This is a genomic window from Sphaerospermopsis sp. LEGE 00249 (assembly GCF_014299995.1).
Taxonomy (GTDB): Bacteria; Cyanobacteriota; Cyanobacteriia; order Cyanobacteriales; family Nostocaceae; genus Sphaerospermopsis; species Sphaerospermopsis kisseleviana.
The window spans coordinates 38,261-57,113 of sequence record NZ_JACJUZ010000006.1; the positions used below are offsets into that span (position 1 = coordinate 38,261).

Consider the following 18,853-nt stretch of genomic DNA (forward strand, 5'->3'; position numbering starts at 1 on the left):
GACTCCTGGAAAATAATGACTGCAACTTGCTTGGTAAAAATCTTGTTAATTGAAGACAACTTGGCGGAAGCTAGGTTGTTACAAGAGTTTTTGAAGCAATCCCCATCAAAAGAGTTTAGTTTAGTTCATGTTCAAAGATTACGAGATGCATTTCATGAATTAAGCCAACAAAACTATGACGTAATTTTGTTAGATTTAACCTTACCTGATAGTCAAGGATTATCATCCCTACCCTTACTAATAAGTCAAGCACCCAGCACACCTATTGTTGTTCTTACTAATATCAATGATGAAGAATTAGCAATAGAAGCTGTGAGACAGGGAGCGCAAGATTATTTAGTCAAAAGACAAGTAAAGCCAGATGTTTTAGTGCGTTCAGTTCAGTATGCGATCGCCAGAAAACAAGTTTTAGAACAATTACGCACAGTCAATCAAACATTAGAAATCACAGTTGAAGAAAGAACTGCTGAACTGGAAAAAGCCCAGGAACTATATCAGTTTAAAACTGAATTTGTGTCCATGCTTTCCCATGACATTCGTAATCCTTTGAATACGATACTTTTAGCTGCGGGATTGCTACAAAACAACGATGAAAAATTAACCCAAGAGAAAAAATTAAATCATCTAAAAATAATTCGCTCCGCAATTAAAAACATGGCACAATTATTGGATGAAGTTTCCTTTATTGGTAAAGCTGATTCTGGCAAATTACAATGTCAACTTTATCCTTTAAATTTAGAAGCTTTTTGTCATCAAATATTAGAAGATACTCATTTAACTGCTTTAGAGAAACAAGTAACTATAGAATTTACCAGTTCTGGTGACTTTAGCTCAACTCTTTGGGATGAAAATTTATTACGGCATATTTTAGGAAATATCCTTAGTAATGCTATTAAATATTCCTACCCTGATAGCAAGGTAAAATTTGAATTAACCAGACAAGAAAAAACAGCAACCTTCAAAATTCAAGATTGGGGAATTGGTATTTCTACAAAAGATCAAAATCAACTATTTATTCCCTTTCATCGTGGTGAAAATGTCAGCGGTATTTCCGGTACAGGTATGGGTTTAGCAATTGTGAAAAAATGTGTGGAAGCGCATGGTGGTGAAATTAAATTTGAAAGTCAAATTGATGTGGGAACAACTTTCACAGTTACTTTACCTGTAATTTAAATTGAAATTTAACGCTTGACAAACATTGCTCGATACACAGGTTCACCTTTATTTTGCGTTGCAATTTCCCTTTCTGTAGCCACAGGAAGCGGGTTTTCTGCTAACCATTTTTCTGTACCCATTTTCTCAAATGCTGGGTGTTCTTGGAAGCGATCGCACATTTCCACGGCAATAAATTCCTGATCAGATTGCAAAAATACCACCCCACCCACAGCCAAATAACTAGCTAATTCTTCAACTAACTCTGGTTGTACTACTCTCCGTTTAGCATGACGAGTTTTAAACCAAGGATCAGGAAATTGAATTGATACCCGTTGTAAAATTCCTGGTTTTAAAGTAGATAAAATTGGACTCAAAGAATTATTCACATTACAAAATAAATAATGTAAATTTGTTAAACCCAACTCAGAAACTATCCTATTTGCTTCTATAACTAAAGGTTCTCTAATTTCCAAACCCAAAAAATTCCAGTTTGTTTCTACCTGTGCCATCTGTAATAAAAACCTACCCCTCGCACATCCAATATCTAAATGTAAGGGTTGTTGATACTGTGCATAGATTTTTTCCCATGCTGGGGGATCAACAGGGGTTTGAAATTTTCTCGCTAGGGGGTTAACGTGCTGACGAACTCGAATCACAGCCATAATAAATACTCCTTTGACTACTTCTGACTACTCCTGTCACTAAAATTTCGCTAATAAAAGTTAAACATACAAATATTAAGTCTGGTTGCTAGTACGTAACTAGACAAGGCAAGAGTTATACTTTTGTAAAAAGGGTATATTTACTCTTTCGGCTTTAACATTTTTTTAAATCAATGGATATCAACTTTCGTTTTGCTATAGTTAGTGACTTACACATTGCACTACCCCATACAATTTGGGATCATCCCAGCCGATTTCATTTAGTGGAAGTCAGTATTCCCGCCTTTGAAAGTGTACTAGAACATTTAACACAACTTGATTTAGATTTTCTTCTGATTCCCGGAGACTTAACCCAACACGGTGAACCAGAAAATCATGCGTGGTTAGCAAACAGACTTGCTCAACTACCTTTTCCGGTGTATGTTATTCCTGGTAATCATGATGTTCCTGTATTATCAGCAAACAAACAATCAATCGCTTTTGTAGATTTTCCCCATTATTACCACAAGTTTGGTTATGAAAACCCACACCAACCTTACTACAATTGTCAAATCTTGCCCGGAGTGCGGCTAATAGGTTTAAATTCTAACACCTTTGATGAGGATGGTAAACAAATAGGACGTTTAGATCAGCAGCAGTTTCAGTGGTTAGAAACAGAACTAGCAAAAATTAACAATGATTTAGTTTTGGTGATGGTGCATCACAACGTTGTCGAACATTTACCAGATCAATCAAATCATCCAATGGCAAATCGTTATATGCTAGAAAATGCTCCAGAACTTTTAAAGTTACTGCGTAAACATGGAGTGAGATTAGTCTTTACAGGACATTTGCACGTTCAAGATGTAGCTTGTAGTGATGGAGTCTATGATATTACCACTGGTTCATTAGTTAGTTATCCCCATCCTTACCGTGTTTTAGAATTTGAACGAGATCATCTAGGTAAAGAATGGTTACAAATAGTTTCTCATCGCGTGGAATCAGTTCCAGATTTTCCTAACTTGCAAGAATCATCAAAACAATGGATGGGCGATCGCTCTTTCCCTTTTTTAATCAAATTACTAACTTTACCTCCCTTAAATCTACCATTAGTCCAAGCACAGCAACTAGCCCCAGATTTACGGGATTTTTGGGCAACTATCGCCGATGGGGATGCAGTAATAGACTATCCCAACTTTCCTTTAGAAGTCCGTCGTTACATTCAAAAATATAGTGCAGTTACTCACACTGGACATCCCAGCCCCATAGATAATAACAGTAAGCTATTGCTTGGGAATTGGTGATTCAATTTTGGATTTTGGATTTTGGATTTTGGATTGTATTTCATTAACTTCAATCTAAAATCTAAAATCTAAAAATTTTTCCCCAGTCACCAGTCACCTTCTTCTACAAATTGCAAAAACTGAAGTATAACCGTGGAGGAAAGTTCTACCACTCACAGGACCAATTTCACCACTACAGAAACAACCACCCATAGGAATGTCATGGAAATAACTACTAAATAACTGGGAATCAAAATTGGGTTTTCCGTAAAGTCCTGTACCACGTCCCACACAACTAAACATTAACGCCCCTAAAGCAGAGGATGGATTGCTATTTTCAGCTTGATATTCTTGCAAGAGAAATTCTAATTCTTCAGCAGAAGCTTGAGCATCCCGCAGGTGAAATTGTAACCTTTGACCAGGACGGACACGATCGCCAATAGCGATCGCCCCAGCGGCTGGATCTACTCCTAGTAAGTTGCGAATGAGAAAATCACCTTGCTTTAAAGAAAGCTTAAATTCATTCATTGCCAACCCCACAAACAAAGAATGCTGCGCCAGCATTTTTTCCTCATCACTGAGGCGATCAATTAAATTCCGCAACACCGTCAAAGGAACTTGTTCATCCAACTCCAAAATAATATTGCGTTCAGCTTTAGTCACCTGTAATGGTTCACCAATGGGACGGCATCCTTGAGCGACAACACTTTCCAGCACAATATCACCACTCAAAGCCACACCCACAGTACCTTGACGATATAGGCGATCATTGCAAAATAAGCCGATGCGATCGCTGCCAAAACCTCCGCCGACCTGTCCCCCCACAACCACCGAACCAGGGTAAGCAAAATCCAAGCCCTGCAACAAATCATTAGTTCCTGAAGAAAAAGCACTAGACAACAAAATAAACTGGGGTACAGATGATGGTGGCACACCCACTAAATCAATCCAAGCATCTGGTGAGCTATCCAAATCAGGTAACTGATCGCCCAAAATATGAAAAGGGCGAACATCGACACCAGGAAGATGCGCCAACGTCAAACTAATCGCCGCTTCCCCTTCTATTTCCTGAATTTGGTTTTCTGAGTTCGTCCCCACCACACCCGCAGCACCACAACCAATCAGCACTGGTACAGACAGCTTTTCTGCCAGCAATGGTAGAAGTCGGGAATACTCACTCGCAAAAGCAGACGAAATGAATACCAGCCCCAGATCCGCAGGTGCTGTTAAAGATGAAACAGCTTGTTCTACCACATCTGAAACAGCTGCTTCCAAAGAATGACGGGTTGATAGGGCATTTGCCCACTGCATTTGGTCTGCCATGATTGCTGGACTTGTTTTTGTGTTGAGGCTAGTAGTTTGTGTTATCGAGGGAGATATTGCATCTTATCAGAATTGACAAGCTGAATGGGGCGTTTACTCCTATATTCATTTAAATATTAAATATATTGTATGCTTCTTTTTCGGTAGTTATACCCTGCCAAATCTGAAAACATTAAGAGAAATCCGGGTATAGTTGTGGTAATTTGCTGTATTAGTAGGCGATAATCACCATCGCAGTCTAACTGAGCAACTCAGTGGTTAGAATAGTAAGCGAACATTAAAGCAAAAACCGCAATTTTTGATTTTCTCTACTTAGTATAAACAAAACCCAGCGAGATTAACGCAATGACAAACACTCAAGAAACAACCAAAACCATTCAAGAAACAATTCAAGCTGAAGTTGAACAAGCTCGTGTTGTCTGTGATATTTCCGGCAGCAACTCCGCAGAATGTGCTGCTGCTTGGGATGCAGTCGAAGAATTGCAAGCGGAAGCTGCTCACCAGCGTCAAAATAAACCCAAAACCTCTTTAGAAACATATTGTGATGCTAACCCAGAAGCAGATGAGTGTCGGCTTTACGAGGACTAGAGATTTAGCTAATCACTCTTAACTAAGGCAGGAGGCAGGAGTCCGTTATTGTCATGGGGTTTATACCCCCTCCAAAAACTTTTGTCCTTCAATAGCATTAGCGTAGCCGCACGAAGTCCGGTTTTAGACCCGATTGTTTTGATCATCTCTCAAATCACTGGTTATAAACCTGATCAGGAGACAAATCAAGTCAAAAGTCAAAAGTCAAAAGTCAAAAGTCAAAATTATAAAACTTCTGTCTTTTGTCTTTTGCTTGTTGCCTCCTTTAGCGAAGGTAGGAGGCAGGATACTGATAGCTGACGGATGAATGCTTACAAAATCAACCTTAATTCTACGGTATTAACTAATAAAAACTATGCCACAACTTTGGTTTCGCCCCTATGTCTGGATGGATTATAGATTAGCATTATTATTTAGCTTAATTATTCCCCTGATTCTTCTGATTTGGGCATTTGTACAAAAAGCAGATGGTATACAACGCTTGCTAATAATTTACTGGCGGGTTGCCAGTTTATTGGCCATCACAGTTTACTTAATGATTGGTGGGTTGGCAGTCAGTTTTATCACTGGTTTAATGGCTCGTATTCTCATTCCCATTTCTCTTTGGTTTTGGGTTGATATCAACGATGAAATTGAGTATCAACCGAAAAGTATTTTGAAATTCATTTTCACATCTTGGCGTTGGGCAATGACGATTTATTCCCTGTTAGGTGTAATTAGTTTTGCACCTTTCTTAACCTGTGCTTTTTCAGAAAATGCCCTCAAATCTAACTACTGTAGAGTTTGGTTAGAAGCACCATTAATGTTTAAAGATTATTTCCATTATAATAGCAAACCAGCTTTTCTTGGGTTTTTGGGTATAATTGGCTTAGTAATTTATGTAGTTTATCTCAGCTATTTTGTATTAGTGAAACTAGGTAAACATGGCAGAAACGCCACACAGTAGCAAAATAATGCAAATACTCAATTAACTTGTAAAATATCATTTTGATGAATAATTCCATTGGTAAAAGGCTAGAACAATACACCGTCAAACGACCTCAAGAGGTTCTATTAGTAACCATCAATATTGCTGATGAACAAGATAAAATTGCCGTGTTTAAGGGTTTTTCTAGTTCTTTGATGCGCCCCACAGCTTTTGATCCAGATGTGCCTGTCTTACCTGATGATGCCATAATTGTGGCTATTGACCGCATAGCCAGTCCTTATAATTCTGAATCTCCCCGTTATATACAACAAGGTATTTCTTGGGAAGCTATGGAAGCTTTATTGTTAGAAGTAGGTGTTTAGTTTAGGTGACAGGTGACAGGTGACAGGTGACAGCAGGTGGGGAGATGGGGAGATGGAGAAGTCAGGGGTAGCAGGGCAAGTAAATATACTAAAAACGGATGATTGCTAGACTTTTGCCCAGGCAAAAATCTTTGTATAGCAATACTCTTAGCGATTTAAATAGTAAGGCTGTAACCCGTTTTTAGTATAACCTAATCAACTGTCAACTATTAACTATCAACTATCAATTATCAACTATCAATTATCAATTATCATGTCCCGTTCTGGTTACACTCTCCCCGTTTTTGCTGGTGCTGCTGCTATTGCGGCTTTACATTGGTTGCGTCATCGTCAACCATTAAATGTAATTAATATTGATTTAATTACACCTGCTGAAATAGCAGAAATACCAATTGAACAAGTAGCGGGAATATCGGAAAATGCAGCTTTAGCTATTACTCGCAGTGATCCGGGTGATAATCTAGACTTAACAAAAAATACACCAATTTGGGCAACAGTAGAATGGTATCACGGAGAAGGTGAAAGTGTTGTTATTAAAGGTGGAGAAGGAGTTGGCAAGCAAATTAATGGTGAACAAAAAGCTGCAATTTATACTTATGCTCAAAAGTTGTTAACGGAAAACTTGCAGCGACTTTTAGCACCAGGGGAAAAAATCATCGTCACAATTATTTTACCAGAAGGGCGATCGCTGGCGGAGAGAACTTCTAACGCTGCTTTTGGAGTAGTTGAAGGACTATCTTTATTAGGAACAAGCGGTATTTCCCAACCTTTAAGCACACCAGATCAACTAACAGCTTTTCGCAGTGATTTACAAAAAAAAGCTAGTGAGTTTCAAAGTTTAGTTTTTTGTATTGGCGAAAATGGCTTAGACTTAGCACAAAAACAGGGAATAAACCCGCAACAACTGGTAAAAACCGCCAACTGGTTAGGACCTTTATTAGTAGAAGCAAATCTTTTAGGAGTCCAAGAAATCTTATTATTTGGTTATCACGGTAAACTAATGAAATTAGCAGGGGGAATTTTTCACACCCATCACCACCTAGCAGATGGCCGACGGGAAATTTTAGCTGCCCATTGTGCGATCGCCAGTTTACCAACTTCAGAGATACATAGAGTATTTCACAGTCCCACCGCAGAAGCAGCTTTAAAACATCTCCGAGACTTAGATAGCAAAACTGCTAGTAATTGGACTGATCAAGTTTATGGCAGCATTGCCGAAACCATTGATACTCGCTCTCAAGAATATATCAAAAGTCATTGTGACCGAGATATTAACACCACAGTATGCGGTTCTGTGCTTTTCGACCGCAACCGAGAAATTATCATCAAGAGTAAAACTGGTTGTGTCTTAATGGAAAAATTATGTTAACTTAATATGAATAATCATAAATAAAGCAAATAAATAATTTTTTGTATACCTACTCCAGAGTGATTTTTCGCGGTTAATAATAAGCCAAATTTATCGGCTCAATAGGTGCGGCCATAGTCGTATCTATATACAGTAATATATCAGTATAATGTAGTACACACTTTCATAATATTTACTTATGTGGGTTGGATATCCTTACCCAACCTTGTGTACCTCATCAACATGAAATTTGCTGTATTTTAGGTTTCTCGACCATTATTAGCCTAAAAAGCTATTAGCCCAAAAAGCCGAAAATGGTAACTGACGTTTTTACTATCAAAGACACACTCTCACCATCATGAATACAGCGGTGACTCTACCAACCGAAGCAGCACCCCAAACTCAGGAAAATTTGGGGCAGTTAAATCGCCAAATGATTGTTATTCTAGACTTTGGTTCTCAATATTCAGAACTAATCGCTAGACGTATCCGCGAGACTCAAGTATATTCTGAAGTGCTATCCTATCGCACCACAGCAGAACATTTACAGAAACTCAACCCCAAAGGGATAATTTTATCTGGTGGTCCAAATTCAGTTTATAGCGAAAACGCGCCCCATTGTGATCCAGAAATTTGGAAATTAGGCATCCCCATCTTAGGTGTATGCTATGGGATGCAGTTGATGGTAAACCAACTGGGAGGAGAAGTCACCAAAGCGGATCGGGGTGAATATGGTAAAGCATCATTATATATAGATGATCCCACGGACTTGTTAACCAACGTCGAAGATGGTACAACCATGTGGATGAGTCATGGTGACTCAGTGACAAAAATGCCACCAGGGTTTGAATTATTAGCACATACAGAAAATACTCCCTGTGCGGCCATTGCTGACCATGATAAAAAATTTTATGGTGTACAGTTTCATCCTGAAGTAGTACATTCCCTGGGTGGTTTAGCATTAATTCGTAACTTTGTTTACCACATCTGCGACTGTGAACCTACTTGGACGACTGCGGCTTTTGTAGAAGAAGCAATTCGGGAAATTCGCGCTAGGGTGGGAGATAAACGGGTATTATTGGCACTTTCTGGCGGTGTAGATTCTTCTACTTTGGCATTTTTGCTACATAAAGCTATAGGTGATCAATTAACCTGTGTGTTTATTGATCAAGGCTTTATGCGGAAATTAGAACCAGAAAGGTTGTTAAAATTGTTTGAAGAACAGTTTCATATTCACGTAGAGTATGTCAATGCACGCGATCGCTTTATTTCTGCTATTGCAGGTATTACCGATCCAGAAGAAAAACGCCGTATTATCGGTCATGAATTTATTCGCGTTTTTGAGGAAACATCCAAAAAGCTTGGTCACTTTGACTATTTAGCACAGGGTACACTTTACCCAGACGTGATTGAATCTGCTGACACTAACGTTGACCCGAAAACCGGTGAACGAGTAGCAGTGAAAATTAAGAGTCATCACAACGTTGGTGGTTTACCCAAAGACTTGAGATTTAAACTTGTTGAACCTTTGCGGAAACTCTTTAAAGATGAAGTTCGTAAAGTAGGCCGTTCCATTGGTTTACCAGAAGAAATTGTTCAAAGACAACCTTTCCCCGGTCCTGGTTTAGCGATTCGGATTTTAGGCGAAGTGACAGCCGAAAGGTTAAATATTTTACGTGATGCTGATTTAATTGTCCGTCAAGAAATCAACCAAAGAGGCTTATATCACGACTATTGGCAAGCCTTCGCCGTATTATTACCTATTCGTAGTGTGGGTGTAATGGGTGATAAAAGAACCTATGCTTACCCCATAGTTTTACGGATAGTCACCAGTGAAGATGGGATGACAGCAGACTGGGCGCGTGTACCTTATGATGTGTTAGAGGCAATTTCTACCAGGATCGTTAATGAAGTGAAAGGTGTTAACCGTGTGGTGTTTGATATCACCTCCAAACCACCTGGAACTATAGAATGGGAATAGGTGACAGTTGACAGGTGACAGGGGAAGAAAATTTTAGATTTTAGATTTTAGATTTTAGATTGGAGTTAACAAAAACAATCCAAAATCCAAAATCCAAAATCCAAAATACATAACTCCTGCCTCCTGCCTCCTGCTATAATATAAGAAACTTGGTAATATTAAATCTAGTGAAAATGAAATTATCAAGAATGTAAATTGAGGCTAGTATAAATATGACACAAGAATTAATAGACCTCAGAAATAGTATTTTAGAACAGCGTTATACAGATGCGTTAGCTATAGTAGACGAATTAGAGGGAATGAGTAGACAAGCAATTTTTAGGAATATCCAATCATTCCTAGTAAGATTAATAATTCATTTGATTAAAAATCAAATAGAAAAACGCTTAACTAATTCTTGGGCAAATTCAATTCGTGGTTCAGTTAGAGAAATAAAAAAAATAAATTTACAGGATAATAAAACCTCCTATTATGTGAAAATAGATGAATGGCAACCAATCTTAGAAGATGAATTTGAAGAAGCCATTAGAGATGCCAGTGAAGAAGTAATAAATGGTATTTACAGCCCCTTTCAACTGACAGAAATGGTAGATAAAGAACAAATAATTGAACAAGCAGAAAATTTATTAAGACTCACTTATAATTACTCAGTTAAAGAGTTGCCAGCAGTCATTGATAATTATTTAACTCAATTACCAGGTGGTGAAAATTGGAAATTAGGAAAAAAATAAAATTAACTCTCTTATCTTTGCGTTATTTGCGGTTTAATCATATCAAGACCTGATAGAACTTGAAGAATATTTGATTAACTATTTCCTACCTCCTAAAAAATACTTTTTCAGCAACCCCTAATTATGTATGATTTCAAGTATGATTCAATCTTATGAACAACAAGGAAATATCATATTTCATGGTGACACAATTAACGTTTTAAAGAATCATATTTCCTCAGAATCAGTAGATTTAATTATTATTGATCCGCCTTATAATATAGGTAAAAAGTTTGGTGATTTTCATGATAAATGGGAATCTGAAGCAGAATATTTAAATTGGTCCTATCAATGGTTAGATGAGTGTGTTCGTATTCTCAAACCAAATGGCACAATTTATGTAATGTCTAGTACCCAAGCAATGCCTTGTTTTGATATTTACTTGAGAAAAAAATTAACTATTCTCAGTCGGATAATATGGCATTATGATAGTTCGGGAGTTCAAGCTAAAAAATACTTTGGGTCAATGTATGAACCCATTTTACATTGTGTGAAAGATAAAAATAACTATACTTTTAACGCAGATGATATCAAAATTGAAGCAAAAACTGGTTCACAACGTCAATTGATTGATTACAGAAAATCTGTTCCCACTGCTTATAATACAGAAAAAGTTCCTGGGAATGTTTGGTATTTTTCTCGTGTGAGATATAAAATGAAAGAATATGAAAATCATCCTTCACAAAAACCAGAATCATTAATAGAAAGAATGATGTTAGCAAGTAGTAATGAAGGAGATTTAATACTTGATCCCTTTGCGGGGACTTTTACAACTGCTGCTGTAGCTAAACGTTTAGGAAGAAAATCTATTAGTATTGAACTGCAAGAAGAATATTTAAAAATTGGTTTAAGACGAGTTTTAGCATGGACAGAATATCAAGGAGAAAAACTTTTATAAAACCGAAAAAATCAAATATACAGGAGTAGAATGACTAATAATCAATGGTTAATAGGTAAAGAATTTCGCTTTGAGGCAGCACATAAGTTACCTTATCATGACGGCAAATGCGCCCGGTTGCATGGACATAGTTGGCGTGGAGTCGTTTATATATCTGCTAATACCTTAGTGCAAGCAGGTGCTAAACAAGGAATGGTGATGGACTATTCAGATCTTAAAAAATATCTCCAACCCTTACTAGATAATTATTTAGATCATTATTATTTAAATGAATCTACGGGTTTGGAATCACCAACCAGTGAAGCAATTGCGGCTTGGATATATGATAAATTAGAGGAAGCGGGATTACCAGGATTAACAGCAGTGAGAATTGATGAAACTTGTACATCTATCTGTTTGTATTCTAAAAATCGCAGATCAGGCTGGTTAAATTCTGGTGAAAGTTTGAATTTACTGCTTTCTCGTGAAAGTGATGATGACGGTGATATTAATTTAACAACCATCATTTAACTAGAAATTGGCAATTTAATGGTGAAAGTAGCGCCCTTATCCACACCAGGACTAGAGGCTTCAATTGTACCTCCGTGTAATTCTACTAAATGACGAGCGATCGCTAAACCTAGTCCTAAACCGCCTTTTTTATGATTGCGTTCACCTATGGTGGGGGATAGCCCATCGCATTGATGATAGCGTTCAAATACGAAGGGTAAAAACTCTGGACTAATACCAATTCCTGTATCACTAACCGTAATTTGAGTATATTTGAGTTTTGTAACTTGATCGTCAACCAGTGACAGTTTCACTTTCACCCTTCCCCCGGAAGGAGTGAATTTAATAGCATTGGCAATTAAATTACCCAAAACTTGCAGTAAGCGGTGAGCATCTCCCCTAATAAGTGGAATTGACTCAGCAATTACTGATTCTAGGAAAATATTTTCAGCTTTTGCTGTGGGATAAGCAGTTTCTATAGCTGTATTCACAATAGACACCAGATCAACTTGACTGACTTCAAGCTGTAGCTTGCCCCGTAGGATGCGGGAAATATTCAGCAAGTCTTCCAAAAGTTTGGCTTGGGAGTGAGCATTTCGTTCAATAATTTCTAAGGCACGATTGATAGTATGTGTATCTAAAGACCGAGTTCGCAGTAAGTTTGCCCAACCTAAAATTGCATTGAGTGGCGATCGCAAATCATGGGATACCATGGCCACAAAGTCATCTTTTGCTTGGTTCGCTTGTTCAGCTTCCAGACGGGCAGCTTTTTCCATTTCTAAAAGCCGGACCCTTTCTGCCTCCAACTGCTTGCTATCTTCAATATCTGTACTCGTCCCAAACCACTTGACAACCCTTCCCCACTCATCCTTAATGGGTACTGCTCTCACTAAATACCAGCGATAAACGCCATCATATCTTCTCAAACGCTTTTCAAATTCATAAGGTTTCCCTGTTTGTAAAGCTGTTAACCATGCTTCCATCGCAATGGGAATATCATCTGGATGCACTATTTTAGTCCAGCCAAATCCTATCACTTGCTCAAGGGTTTGTCCTGTAAAATCTAGCCACCTTTGATTGACATGAACGCATTCACCCTGAGTATTCGCTATCCACACCAATTGAGGTATGGCATCAGATAAGTAACGGTATGATTGTTCACTTTGGCGCAATGCCTCTTCAGTTTGTTTGTGTTGGGTTAAATCCAGAACAAAGCAGACACTATAGCCATTTTTTTCACCTTCTATCAAGGCAATTGCTAATAGCACTGGTATACGAGAACCATTTTTGTGAAAATACTGTTTTTCAAAGGGAGTGCAAATTCCCAAAGTTTGTAGTTCTTGAATTTTTTGTTGGTCTAGATTTTTGTATTCTGAAGGTGTCATCATATCCCAACGAATACTGCCATTTGCAAATTCTTCACGGGTGTAGCCCAATATTTTCAGAAAGGCATCATTAGCTTCATAAATTTGCCCACCGATGTCACCAAAATAGATACCAACTATATTAGATTCGACAATTCTGCGGAATTTGGCTTCACTTTGTCGCAACCGTTCCTCTGCTTGTTTTTTTTCAGTGACATCTCGCCAAGAAACCACACAGCCATCTTTCATTTTGGCAATACGAAAATCAAAATATCTAGCTAATTGCTTCTGTTTAGATTTGCAGATAAATTGTTGTGATTCTTTCATTACAGGATTGCCTGTTTCTATAACTCGGCAATATTCATTAAATATACCACTAGTTCGATAAGCAGGGAGTATTTCACACAGTCTTTTATCTATTATTTCTTCTTTTGTGAGTCTGTGACATTCACAAGCTGCTGCATTTACATAATCAATGCGGAAATCAATTATTTCACCGTTTTGGTTGCGAATGGCCGAATAAATGCCAAAGCAATCGAGCATATTTTCTACAGAAGTACGAAAACGCTCCTCACTGCGTTGTAATTCCTGACTTAAATTAACGTTTTTAATAGCTGAATTGACGGTTGAACATAAGAGTTCTGCTGTTGTTTTACCTTTGACTAAATAATCTTGAACACCACTTTTTATAGCTTGCACAGCAACCGCTTCATTACCATACCCTGTTAACATAATTACTGCTGGTATATTGCCCTGAGTTTGCTGTTTTAATTCGGTGATAAATTCTAATCCATTTAAGTCGGGTAACACAAAATCTAATAAAATTCCATCTGGTTGAAACTGCCGACATAAAGCTAATGCTTCCTGTCCCAATTCTTCTTCAAAAATTGTGTAGATATATTCCTGATCCTGCTGGAGATAACGACGATAAACTTGGCGATCTTCAGGGGAATCATCAACAATTAAAACAGTTCGTGGTTGCACCATAGTTATTAGTTAAAAGTCTCAGGAAGAATGACAATATCTAGCCAATAGGTTAAAAAAACTTGAATAGTTTTAATTAGTCTTTTGATATCTATAGGTTTCAAGATATAACTAGCAACCGAGTATTGGTAACATATATCAATATCCTTGGGATTAGAAGAAGTGGTGAATATAACGACAGGAATTTTTTTTAAATTTTCATCCTGTTTAATTTGTTGTAAAACTTCTCTACCATCAGTTCCTGGTAAATTCAGATCCAGTAAAATAATTGCTGGATGGGGATAAGTTTGGATGTCACCATATATGCCATTATGATATAGGTAATCGAGGGCAGTAAATTACTAATGAGATGATTACTAATGATATTGTTCTGATTTATTTGATTCATAATTTATGATTATACTTACTGATAAGTATGGAAAAATCAATGTATAAATTATCTACAAACACAGGACGTAATCAAATACATTGGTAGAGAATTTAGAAATTTATTTTTTTTACACAATTTTTTACAATCTTTGTTTATGGAAAATCTATTGAACCATATTAATATTATACCGAATCAAGGCAAAAATTTTGTGTTTTTGGAGCAGGGTTTAAATCTCCGTACAATAAGCCTCCTGCCTTCTGCCTCCTGCCCCCTGCCTTCGTTAAGTTGCTCCATTTTCAAAGGTAATACTTTCAGATTTGTATGCTGGTGGCTCAACATGAATTAAAATTCTCACTGGACTAAAGCGTTGTTGTAGTTGACTTTCTACTTCTTCGGTAATATTATGAGCAGTTTCTACATCTGGTGCATCTACTATTAAGTGCATTTCTATAAAAACTTGACGACCCAAAACACCACGAGAAGCGATATCATGGCAATTAATTACTCCGGGAACAGAAATTGCGATCTCATGAATAGCTTCAGGTGCGATCGCTATCTGATCCACCAACCAAGGTAAATTCTCTTTTAAAACTGACCATCCACTCCAAAATACTAACAAAGCTACGGGAAAAGCTAACACCACATCTAACCATTGAAAATTTAACCACCAAATTCCTATTAACCCCCCCAACACAGAAATAGTCACCCACACATCACTCATGGTATGTGTAGCATCAGCAATTAAAATTGAACTACCTACCCGCCTACCAACATTACGTTCATAGAACGCCACAAATATATTTACTCCTAATACAATTAGCAATAACCACAACTCAGAACCCGATATTTTCACAGGTGAACCACCTTTAATAATTCTCTCAATAGCTCCTTGGAGAATTTCAAAACAAGCTATACCTAAAAAAGCCGCTATTCCTAAAGCTCCCACAGCTTCAAATTTATGATGTCCGTAGGGATGCTCTCGATCTGGACGGGGGGAAGAAAATTTACTAGCAACTAATCCTAAAACATTATTGGCGCTATCTGTCACACTATGCAATGCGTCAGCCAACAAACTCAGAGAACCTGTTGAGTACCCCACAAATGCTTTGAGTCCCATTACGAATAAATTGAGGAGCAGAGTAATAATTAAAACCTTTTTAACTTCCGCACGGTTATCGTAAGTCATAGCACATTGATCATATCACGATCTATAATTTCTACTTTAAGACCTAAAGCAAAAATAAACACAAATAAAATGTATCAAAGTCTTACGCAGTAACGAATATTCTTCTCCATAAACTCTCAATTTTTCGCCCAATTATTGAGATTAATTTTAAATAAAGTCAGCTAAAATCCCATACCCATAAAAAAATTGTCAATTGTCAATTTTCAATTTTCAATTGATAATATATGTAATTACTAAGAAGTTTTAATCAAAAAGCCCTATGTCTTCTACCCCTTTAACATTAAATCTAGGAGATGGTTCTATATCTTTCAGTTTCTCACCCGCAGCAGCAAGAGAATTAAAAGCAGCAATAGATCAATTAATGCTCAGTCTCAAAGCTGTTGCAGCTAAACCTACACCTGGTAGTAAAGTTACTCCCCAACCTCCTTTAGAGTATCGCTACACAGGAGAGGTATTTTTAGAAGTTTTTTGTAATCCCAATATCTGGCCTACTCCCTTTGCAGCAAAAGTGCTGTTAACAGTTCGTAATGTTGGTATTCGCTTAACCACAGAAGCTGAACTCACTCGCATGATTGAGGATATTAACCAGTATTTAGAACAGGTGGGATAGGTGATTGGGGACTGGGGACTGGGGACTGGTGACTGGGGACTGGTGACTGGGGACTGGTGACTGGGGACTGGTGACTGGTGACTGGTGACTGGTGACTGGTGACTGGTGACTGGTGACTGGTGACTGGTGACTGGTGACTGGTGATTGGGGAGAAATATTTACCTTCTGACTCCTGACTCCTTGATCTCCTGACTCCTGACTCCTGACTCCTGACTCCTTGATCTCCTGACAAAAAATATACTTGCCCAAAGTCATGAACTCTGGACAAGTATAAATAAAATAATGACTACTTATTCAAAATCACGATGGGGAGGCTCAGTCCATCGTCAATATCGCTCACTGGAAAAGTAGTATAAATTCAGACTTTAATTGTTCTGTGTTCATAGTTGAGAATAGATGATGGACAGGGAAATATTTCCTGTTAGATCCACACATCAAAAATCAACACCCAATTTAAAACCAACCTTTGATTCTAATTAGTCGTTTTCCCATTCTTCACGACCAATTAAATCCCCAATGCGATCGCGCAATAAAAAGTCACACTTCTCCAATTCATATTCAACACAAACCCACTCTCTAGCAGGGATGTATTGGCAGAGTGTATATATTGGCTGTTGACGGCTCACCATTCCCTTCTGCACCAGTTGGCGTGCTTCGTCCTGGATTACGTCGAGAGAGTAGTAATTGATAGAAGGCACCGTATTCACACTCATTGTTTTTACTCACAAATTTACATTTAGATAGTATTCCCAATTTTCATCAGGAAAGAAAATGGCAATAATTTAGACCTTTGGCTAGGTTTTGTAGTTTGCTATACGGAACTATTATCATTTTGACGCTATACACCTATAAATTATCTAAAGAAATGTTAAGTTTGTCAAGGAAGCACAACATTAATATTAACTCCATTTCCAATTGTGCATCCCAACATTTAGAATTTGGCTGATTGGTAATGCCTTGCAGCTACTATTAACAGGTTTACACTTTAATATCTATATACCTATGGTTACAATTTAATCTAGTATTTTCTAAAATTATGTATCAAAAAATTATTATTGAGATTCCCAATAATCACTTTTAGCCCTTGTAAAGCCTTTTCTAGCTACACCGTCATGGATTTTTACCAAAAAATATATCTGGTATCTTGTACCGGAAATTGGTTATGGTTTGTCCTTTTTTATACATTATACCATACAGGTGCGACCAATAGATTTGCAAAATTTAGATCCATCAGGCTATTGCCAATCCAACATCTAAAAATTTGAAATCTGATCCCAATGGCTAAGTTACACCACTAAATTTTATAGCCAGCATTTGTTAACAATTTTTTAAACATTTTTTAAACATTCTTTAAACATTTTTAAACTGTGCTGCTTTCTATTTGTGACTCTTCGTAATCAGTGATACAAAATTTAATTAACCAACAATTCATCATATCATTCCATTAAGTATTTTTAAGTTTCTTATTTTTAATTACATCAACATACAGCAGATTGCACATCCATGAGGTACAAACGGAACAAGCAAAACCCAAGCCGCAAGGATGTTTCACCTCCTGCCTTCTGCCTTCTGCCTTCTGCCTCCTGCCTCCTGCCTTCTGCCTTCTGCTATAATTAAACGTAAAATAGATGATAGAACCCCGATTTTTTAAAGAAGTCGGGGATCTGGATAAGCTGTTACACAGCTAAATTGTATAATCCTAATATTCTGAACTCTTGTGGAACAGGCATCTTGCCTGTTCCACTTATACAAATTAAATGCACAACAGCTTATTTAAGTTAACTATTGGGAAAAATTTTCCTCATCTTCTGCAATGCTTTCTGTTTGACGCTCCTGCTGAAGTTGGTTTAATAAACTCAGCACTTTAGTACCACGTTCAAGAGAGCGATCCTCAACAAAGATCACTTCTGGAGTACGACGCAGCCTTACTCTAGCACCTAGTTCACTACGGACATAACCAGTTGCTGATTTTAAACCCTCCATTGTTTCAGCTTTAGCTTCCTGGGTCCCATAAATACTGACGAAAATTTTAGCGTGTTGCAAGTCACCGGAAACATCTACATCGGTGACACTCACCATTCCTGTACCCACACGGTCATCTTTAATACCGTTGAGCAACATTTGGCTAACTTCCCGTTTAATTAATTCAGCAACGCGGGAAACGCGGCGATTTGTAGCCATATAAATTCCGCCTTCTCACAGAGGTTTTACGATATGATATAGATGCAAATTCAGGATAATAGCTGTAAAACTTACAGCAATTGTCCTGATGTTTAAACCCTATTCAGGTTTTAGTTTAGATTGTACTCAAACCCAGCATCGCCCGGAGAGTCAAAGTTACGAAAAAGAACCCTCCTACTAATAAACCAAGCACTGCTATTAGAGTACCTGGGCGTTTTAAAAAAGGCATCAATGGCTGAAAGGTATTCAGCAAAAGACCTAAGACGATAGTAACCAAGTACCGGGGGTAGCGAAATACGTTATCCCAAAATCCATCAAACATTTGAATATAGACTGCCTTGTTATAAACTATAGTTTGTTTTCAGGTGCTTATTTAATTTAATTGTAGTCTA

19 protein-coding genes and 1 pseudogene are annotated in these 18,853 nt (G+C 37.6%); 11 read left to right on the top strand and 9 right to left on the bottom strand.

The annotated features are described in order from the left end of the window. Positions 1–15: 15 nt before the first annotated feature. A complete protein-coding gene (locus H5968_RS03645; RefSeq protein ID WP_187038851.1) occupies positions 16–1,173 on the top strand; it encodes a hybrid sensor histidine kinase/response regulator in 1,158 nt (385 codons plus the stop codon). 8 nt (positions 1,174–1,181) lie between these two features. Here H5968_RS03645 and trmB read toward each other — a convergent pair whose 3' ends face one another. Next, entirely contained in the window at positions 1,182–1,817 is a 636-nt protein-coding gene (trmB, locus tag H5968_RS03650) for a tRNA (guanosine(46)-N7)-methyltransferase TrmB (RefSeq protein WP_187038852.1), read from the bottom strand. Positions 1,818–1,990: 173 nt separating this feature from the next. Between trmB and H5968_RS03655 the strand changes: the two genes are divergently transcribed. Next, positions 1,991–3,100, top strand: a complete 1,110-nt coding sequence (locus H5968_RS03655) for a metallophosphoesterase (protein WP_187038853.1) — start codon at positions 1,991–1,993, stop codon at positions 3,098–3,100. A gap of 93 nt (positions 3,101–3,193) precedes the next feature. Here the strand turns inward: H5968_RS03655 and H5968_RS03660 are convergent, their stop codons facing one another. Then, complete coding sequence (locus H5968_RS03660) at positions 3,194–4,402, bottom strand: FIST N-terminal domain-containing protein (protein WP_187038854.1); 1,209 nt, start codon at positions 4,400–4,402, stop codon at positions 3,194–3,196. Between the two features lie 345 nt (positions 4,403–4,747). Between H5968_RS03660 and H5968_RS03665 the strand changes: the two genes are divergently transcribed. From H5968_RS03665 to queD, 8 genes are all read left to right on the top strand, one after another. After that, complete coding sequence (locus H5968_RS03665) at positions 4,748–4,990, top strand: Calvin cycle protein CP12 (RefSeq protein ID WP_096568284.1); 243 nt, start codon at positions 4,748–4,750, stop codon at positions 4,988–4,990. A 355-nt stretch (positions 4,991–5,345) separates the two neighbouring features. Then, complete coding sequence (locus H5968_RS03670) at positions 5,346–5,936, top strand: DUF3177 family protein (protein WP_187038855.1); 591 nt, start codon at positions 5,346–5,348, stop codon at positions 5,934–5,936. Positions 5,937–5,980: 44 nt separating this feature from the next. Beyond that, positions 5,981–6,280: a hypothetical protein gene (locus H5968_RS03675; RefSeq protein WP_187038856.1), complete on the top strand. Its 300-nt coding sequence runs from the start codon at positions 5,981–5,983 to the stop codon at positions 6,278–6,280. 253 nt (positions 6,281–6,533) lie between these two features. Then, complete coding sequence (gene cbiD, locus H5968_RS03680; protein WP_187038857.1) at positions 6,534–7,649, top strand: cobalt-precorrin-5B (C(1))-methyltransferase CbiD; 1,116 nt, start codon at positions 6,534–6,536, stop codon at positions 7,647–7,649. 337 nt (positions 7,650–7,986) lie between these two features. After that, complete coding sequence (gene guaA, locus H5968_RS03685; protein WP_187038858.1) at positions 7,987–9,609, top strand: glutamine-hydrolyzing GMP synthase; 1,623 nt, start codon at positions 7,987–7,989, stop codon at positions 9,607–9,609. Between the two features lie 212 nt (positions 9,610–9,821). Beyond that, a complete protein-coding gene (locus tag H5968_RS03690) occupies positions 9,822–10,340 on the top strand; it encodes a DUF29 family protein (protein WP_137669061.1) in 519 nt (172 codons plus the stop codon). 127 nt (positions 10,341–10,467) lie between these two features. Continuing rightward, a complete protein-coding gene (gene yhdJ, locus H5968_RS03695) occupies positions 10,468–11,277 on the top strand; it encodes an adenine-specific DNA-methyltransferase (protein ID WP_255427040.1) in 810 nt (269 codons plus the stop codon). A gap of 30 nt (positions 11,278–11,307) precedes the next feature. Beyond that, positions 11,308–11,787, top strand: a complete 480-nt coding sequence (queD, locus tag H5968_RS03700) for a 6-carboxytetrahydropterin synthase QueD (RefSeq protein ID WP_187038860.1) — start codon at positions 11,308–11,310, stop codon at positions 11,785–11,787. On the opposite strand, the gene H5968_RS03705 is transcribed toward queD, so the two are convergent. From H5968_RS03705 to H5968_RS03715, 3 genes and pseudogenes are all read right to left on the bottom strand, one after another. Then, entirely contained in the window at positions 11,784–14,117 is a 2,334-nt protein-coding gene (locus H5968_RS03705; RefSeq protein ID WP_187038861.1) for a PAS domain S-box protein, read from the bottom strand. The two genes, queD and H5968_RS03705, sit on opposite strands and share 4 nt — an antisense overlap. Positions 14,118–14,122: 5 nt before the next feature. Then, positions 14,123–14,446, bottom strand: a pseudogene (locus H5968_RS03710) (response regulator); the annotation flags it as partial. Between the two features lie 318 nt (positions 14,447–14,764). Next, the gene (locus H5968_RS03715) at positions 14,765–15,670 is read right to left on the bottom strand and encodes a cation diffusion facilitator family transporter (protein ID WP_187038862.1); all 906 of its coding nucleotides are present in this window, start codon (positions 15,668–15,670) and stop codon (positions 14,765–14,767) included. A 259-nt stretch (positions 15,671–15,929) separates the two neighbouring features. On the opposite strand from H5968_RS03715, the gene H5968_RS03720 reads away from it, so the two are divergent. After that, entirely contained in the window at positions 15,930–16,280 is a 351-nt protein-coding gene (locus H5968_RS03720) for a hypothetical protein (protein WP_096568307.1), read from the top strand. On the opposite strand, the gene H5968_RS03725 is transcribed toward H5968_RS03720, so the two are convergent. The 4 genes from H5968_RS03725 to H5968_RS03740 form a co-directional block, all read right to left on the bottom strand. Continuing rightward, positions 16,263–16,535 (bottom strand): hypothetical protein, encoded by a 273-nt coding sequence (locus tag H5968_RS03725; protein WP_222620542.1) that lies wholly within the window; start codon positions 16,533–16,535, stop codon positions 16,263–16,265. The genes H5968_RS03720 and H5968_RS03725 overlap by 18 nt on opposite strands. 221 nt (positions 16,536–16,756) lie before the next feature. Next, positions 16,757–16,993 (bottom strand): DUF4327 family protein, encoded by a 237-nt coding sequence (locus tag H5968_RS03730; RefSeq protein ID WP_096568309.1) that lies wholly within the window; start codon positions 16,991–16,993, stop codon positions 16,757–16,759. Positions 16,994–18,062: 1,069 nt separating this feature from the next. Beyond that, positions 18,063–18,461 carry a 30S ribosome-binding factor RbfA gene (gene rbfA / locus H5968_RS03735; RefSeq protein ID WP_187038864.1) on the bottom strand — a complete coding sequence of 133 codons (399 nt, stop codon included), beginning with the start codon at positions 18,459–18,461 and terminating at the stop codon, positions 18,063–18,065. A gap of 115 nt (positions 18,462–18,576) precedes the next feature. After that, on the bottom strand, positions 18,577–18,783 hold the full coding sequence (locus tag H5968_RS03740) for a DUF751 family protein (protein ID WP_096568315.1): 207 nt from the start codon (positions 18,781–18,783) through the stop codon (positions 18,577–18,579). Positions 18,784–18,853: the final 70 nt, after the last annotated feature.

Excerpts from the sequence above, each read along its gene's own strand:
- cbiD (WP_187038857.1), top strand. The coding sequence starts at position 6,534 with ATGTCCCGTTCTGGTTACACTCTCCCCGTTTTTGCTGGTGCTGCTGCT.
- H5968_RS03675 (WP_187038856.1), top strand. The coding sequence starts at position 5,981 with ATGAATAATTCCATTGGTAAAAGGCTAGAACAATACACCGTCAAACGA.
- H5968_RS03720 (WP_096568307.1), top strand. The coding sequence starts at position 15,930 with ATGTCTTCTACCCCTTTAACATTAAATCTAGGAGATGGTTCTATATCT.
- H5968_RS03660 (WP_187038854.1), bottom strand. The coding sequence starts at position 4,402 with ATGGCAGACCAAATGCAGTGGGCAAATGCCCTATCAACCCGTCATTCT.
- rbfA (WP_187038864.1), bottom strand. The coding sequence starts at position 18,461 with ATGGCTACAAATCGCCGCGTTTCCCGCGTTGCTGAATTAATTAAACGG.
- H5968_RS03665 (WP_096568284.1), top strand. The coding sequence starts at position 4,748 with ATGACAAACACTCAAGAAACAACCAAAACCATTCAAGAAACAATTCAA.
- H5968_RS03705 (WP_187038861.1), bottom strand. The coding sequence starts at position 14,117 with ATGGTGCAACCACGAACTGTTTTAATTGTTGATGATTCCCCTGAAGAT.
- H5968_RS03645 (WP_187038851.1), top strand. The coding sequence starts at position 16 with ATGACTGCAACTTGCTTGGTAAAAATCTTGTTAATTGAAGACAACTTG.
- guaA (WP_187038858.1), top strand. The coding sequence starts at position 7,987 with ATGAATACAGCGGTGACTCTACCAACCGAAGCAGCACCCCAAACTCAG.
- queD (WP_187038860.1), top strand. The coding sequence starts at position 11,308 with ATGACTAATAATCAATGGTTAATAGGTAAAGAATTTCGCTTTGAGGCA.
- H5968_RS03655 (WP_187038853.1), top strand. The coding sequence starts at position 1,991 with ATGGATATCAACTTTCGTTTTGCTATAGTTAGTGACTTACACATTGCA.
- H5968_RS03740 (WP_096568315.1), bottom strand. The coding sequence starts at position 18,783 with ATGTTTGATGGATTTTGGGATAACGTATTTCGCTACCCCCGGTACTTG.
- H5968_RS03725 (WP_222620542.1), bottom strand. The coding sequence starts at position 16,535 with ATGACTTTGGGCAAGTATATTTTTTGTCAGGAGATCAAGGAGTCAGGA.
- H5968_RS03670 (WP_187038855.1), top strand. The coding sequence starts at position 5,346 with ATGCCACAACTTTGGTTTCGCCCCTATGTCTGGATGGATTATAGATTA.
- H5968_RS03690 (WP_137669061.1), top strand. The coding sequence starts at position 9,822 with ATGACACAAGAATTAATAGACCTCAGAAATAGTATTTTAGAACAGCGT.
- trmB (WP_187038852.1), bottom strand. The coding sequence starts at position 1,817 with ATGGCTGTGATTCGAGTTCGTCAGCACGTTAACCCCCTAGCGAGAAAA.
- H5968_RS03715 (WP_187038862.1), bottom strand. The coding sequence starts at position 15,670 with ATGACTTACGATAACCGTGCGGAAGTTAAAAAGGTTTTAATTATTACT.
- yhdJ (WP_255427040.1), top strand. The coding sequence starts at position 10,468 with ATGATTTCAAGTATGATTCAATCTTATGAACAACAAGGAAATATCATA.
- H5968_RS03730 (WP_096568309.1), bottom strand. The coding sequence starts at position 16,993 with ATGAGTGTGAATACGGTGCCTTCTATCAATTACTACTCTCTCGACGTA.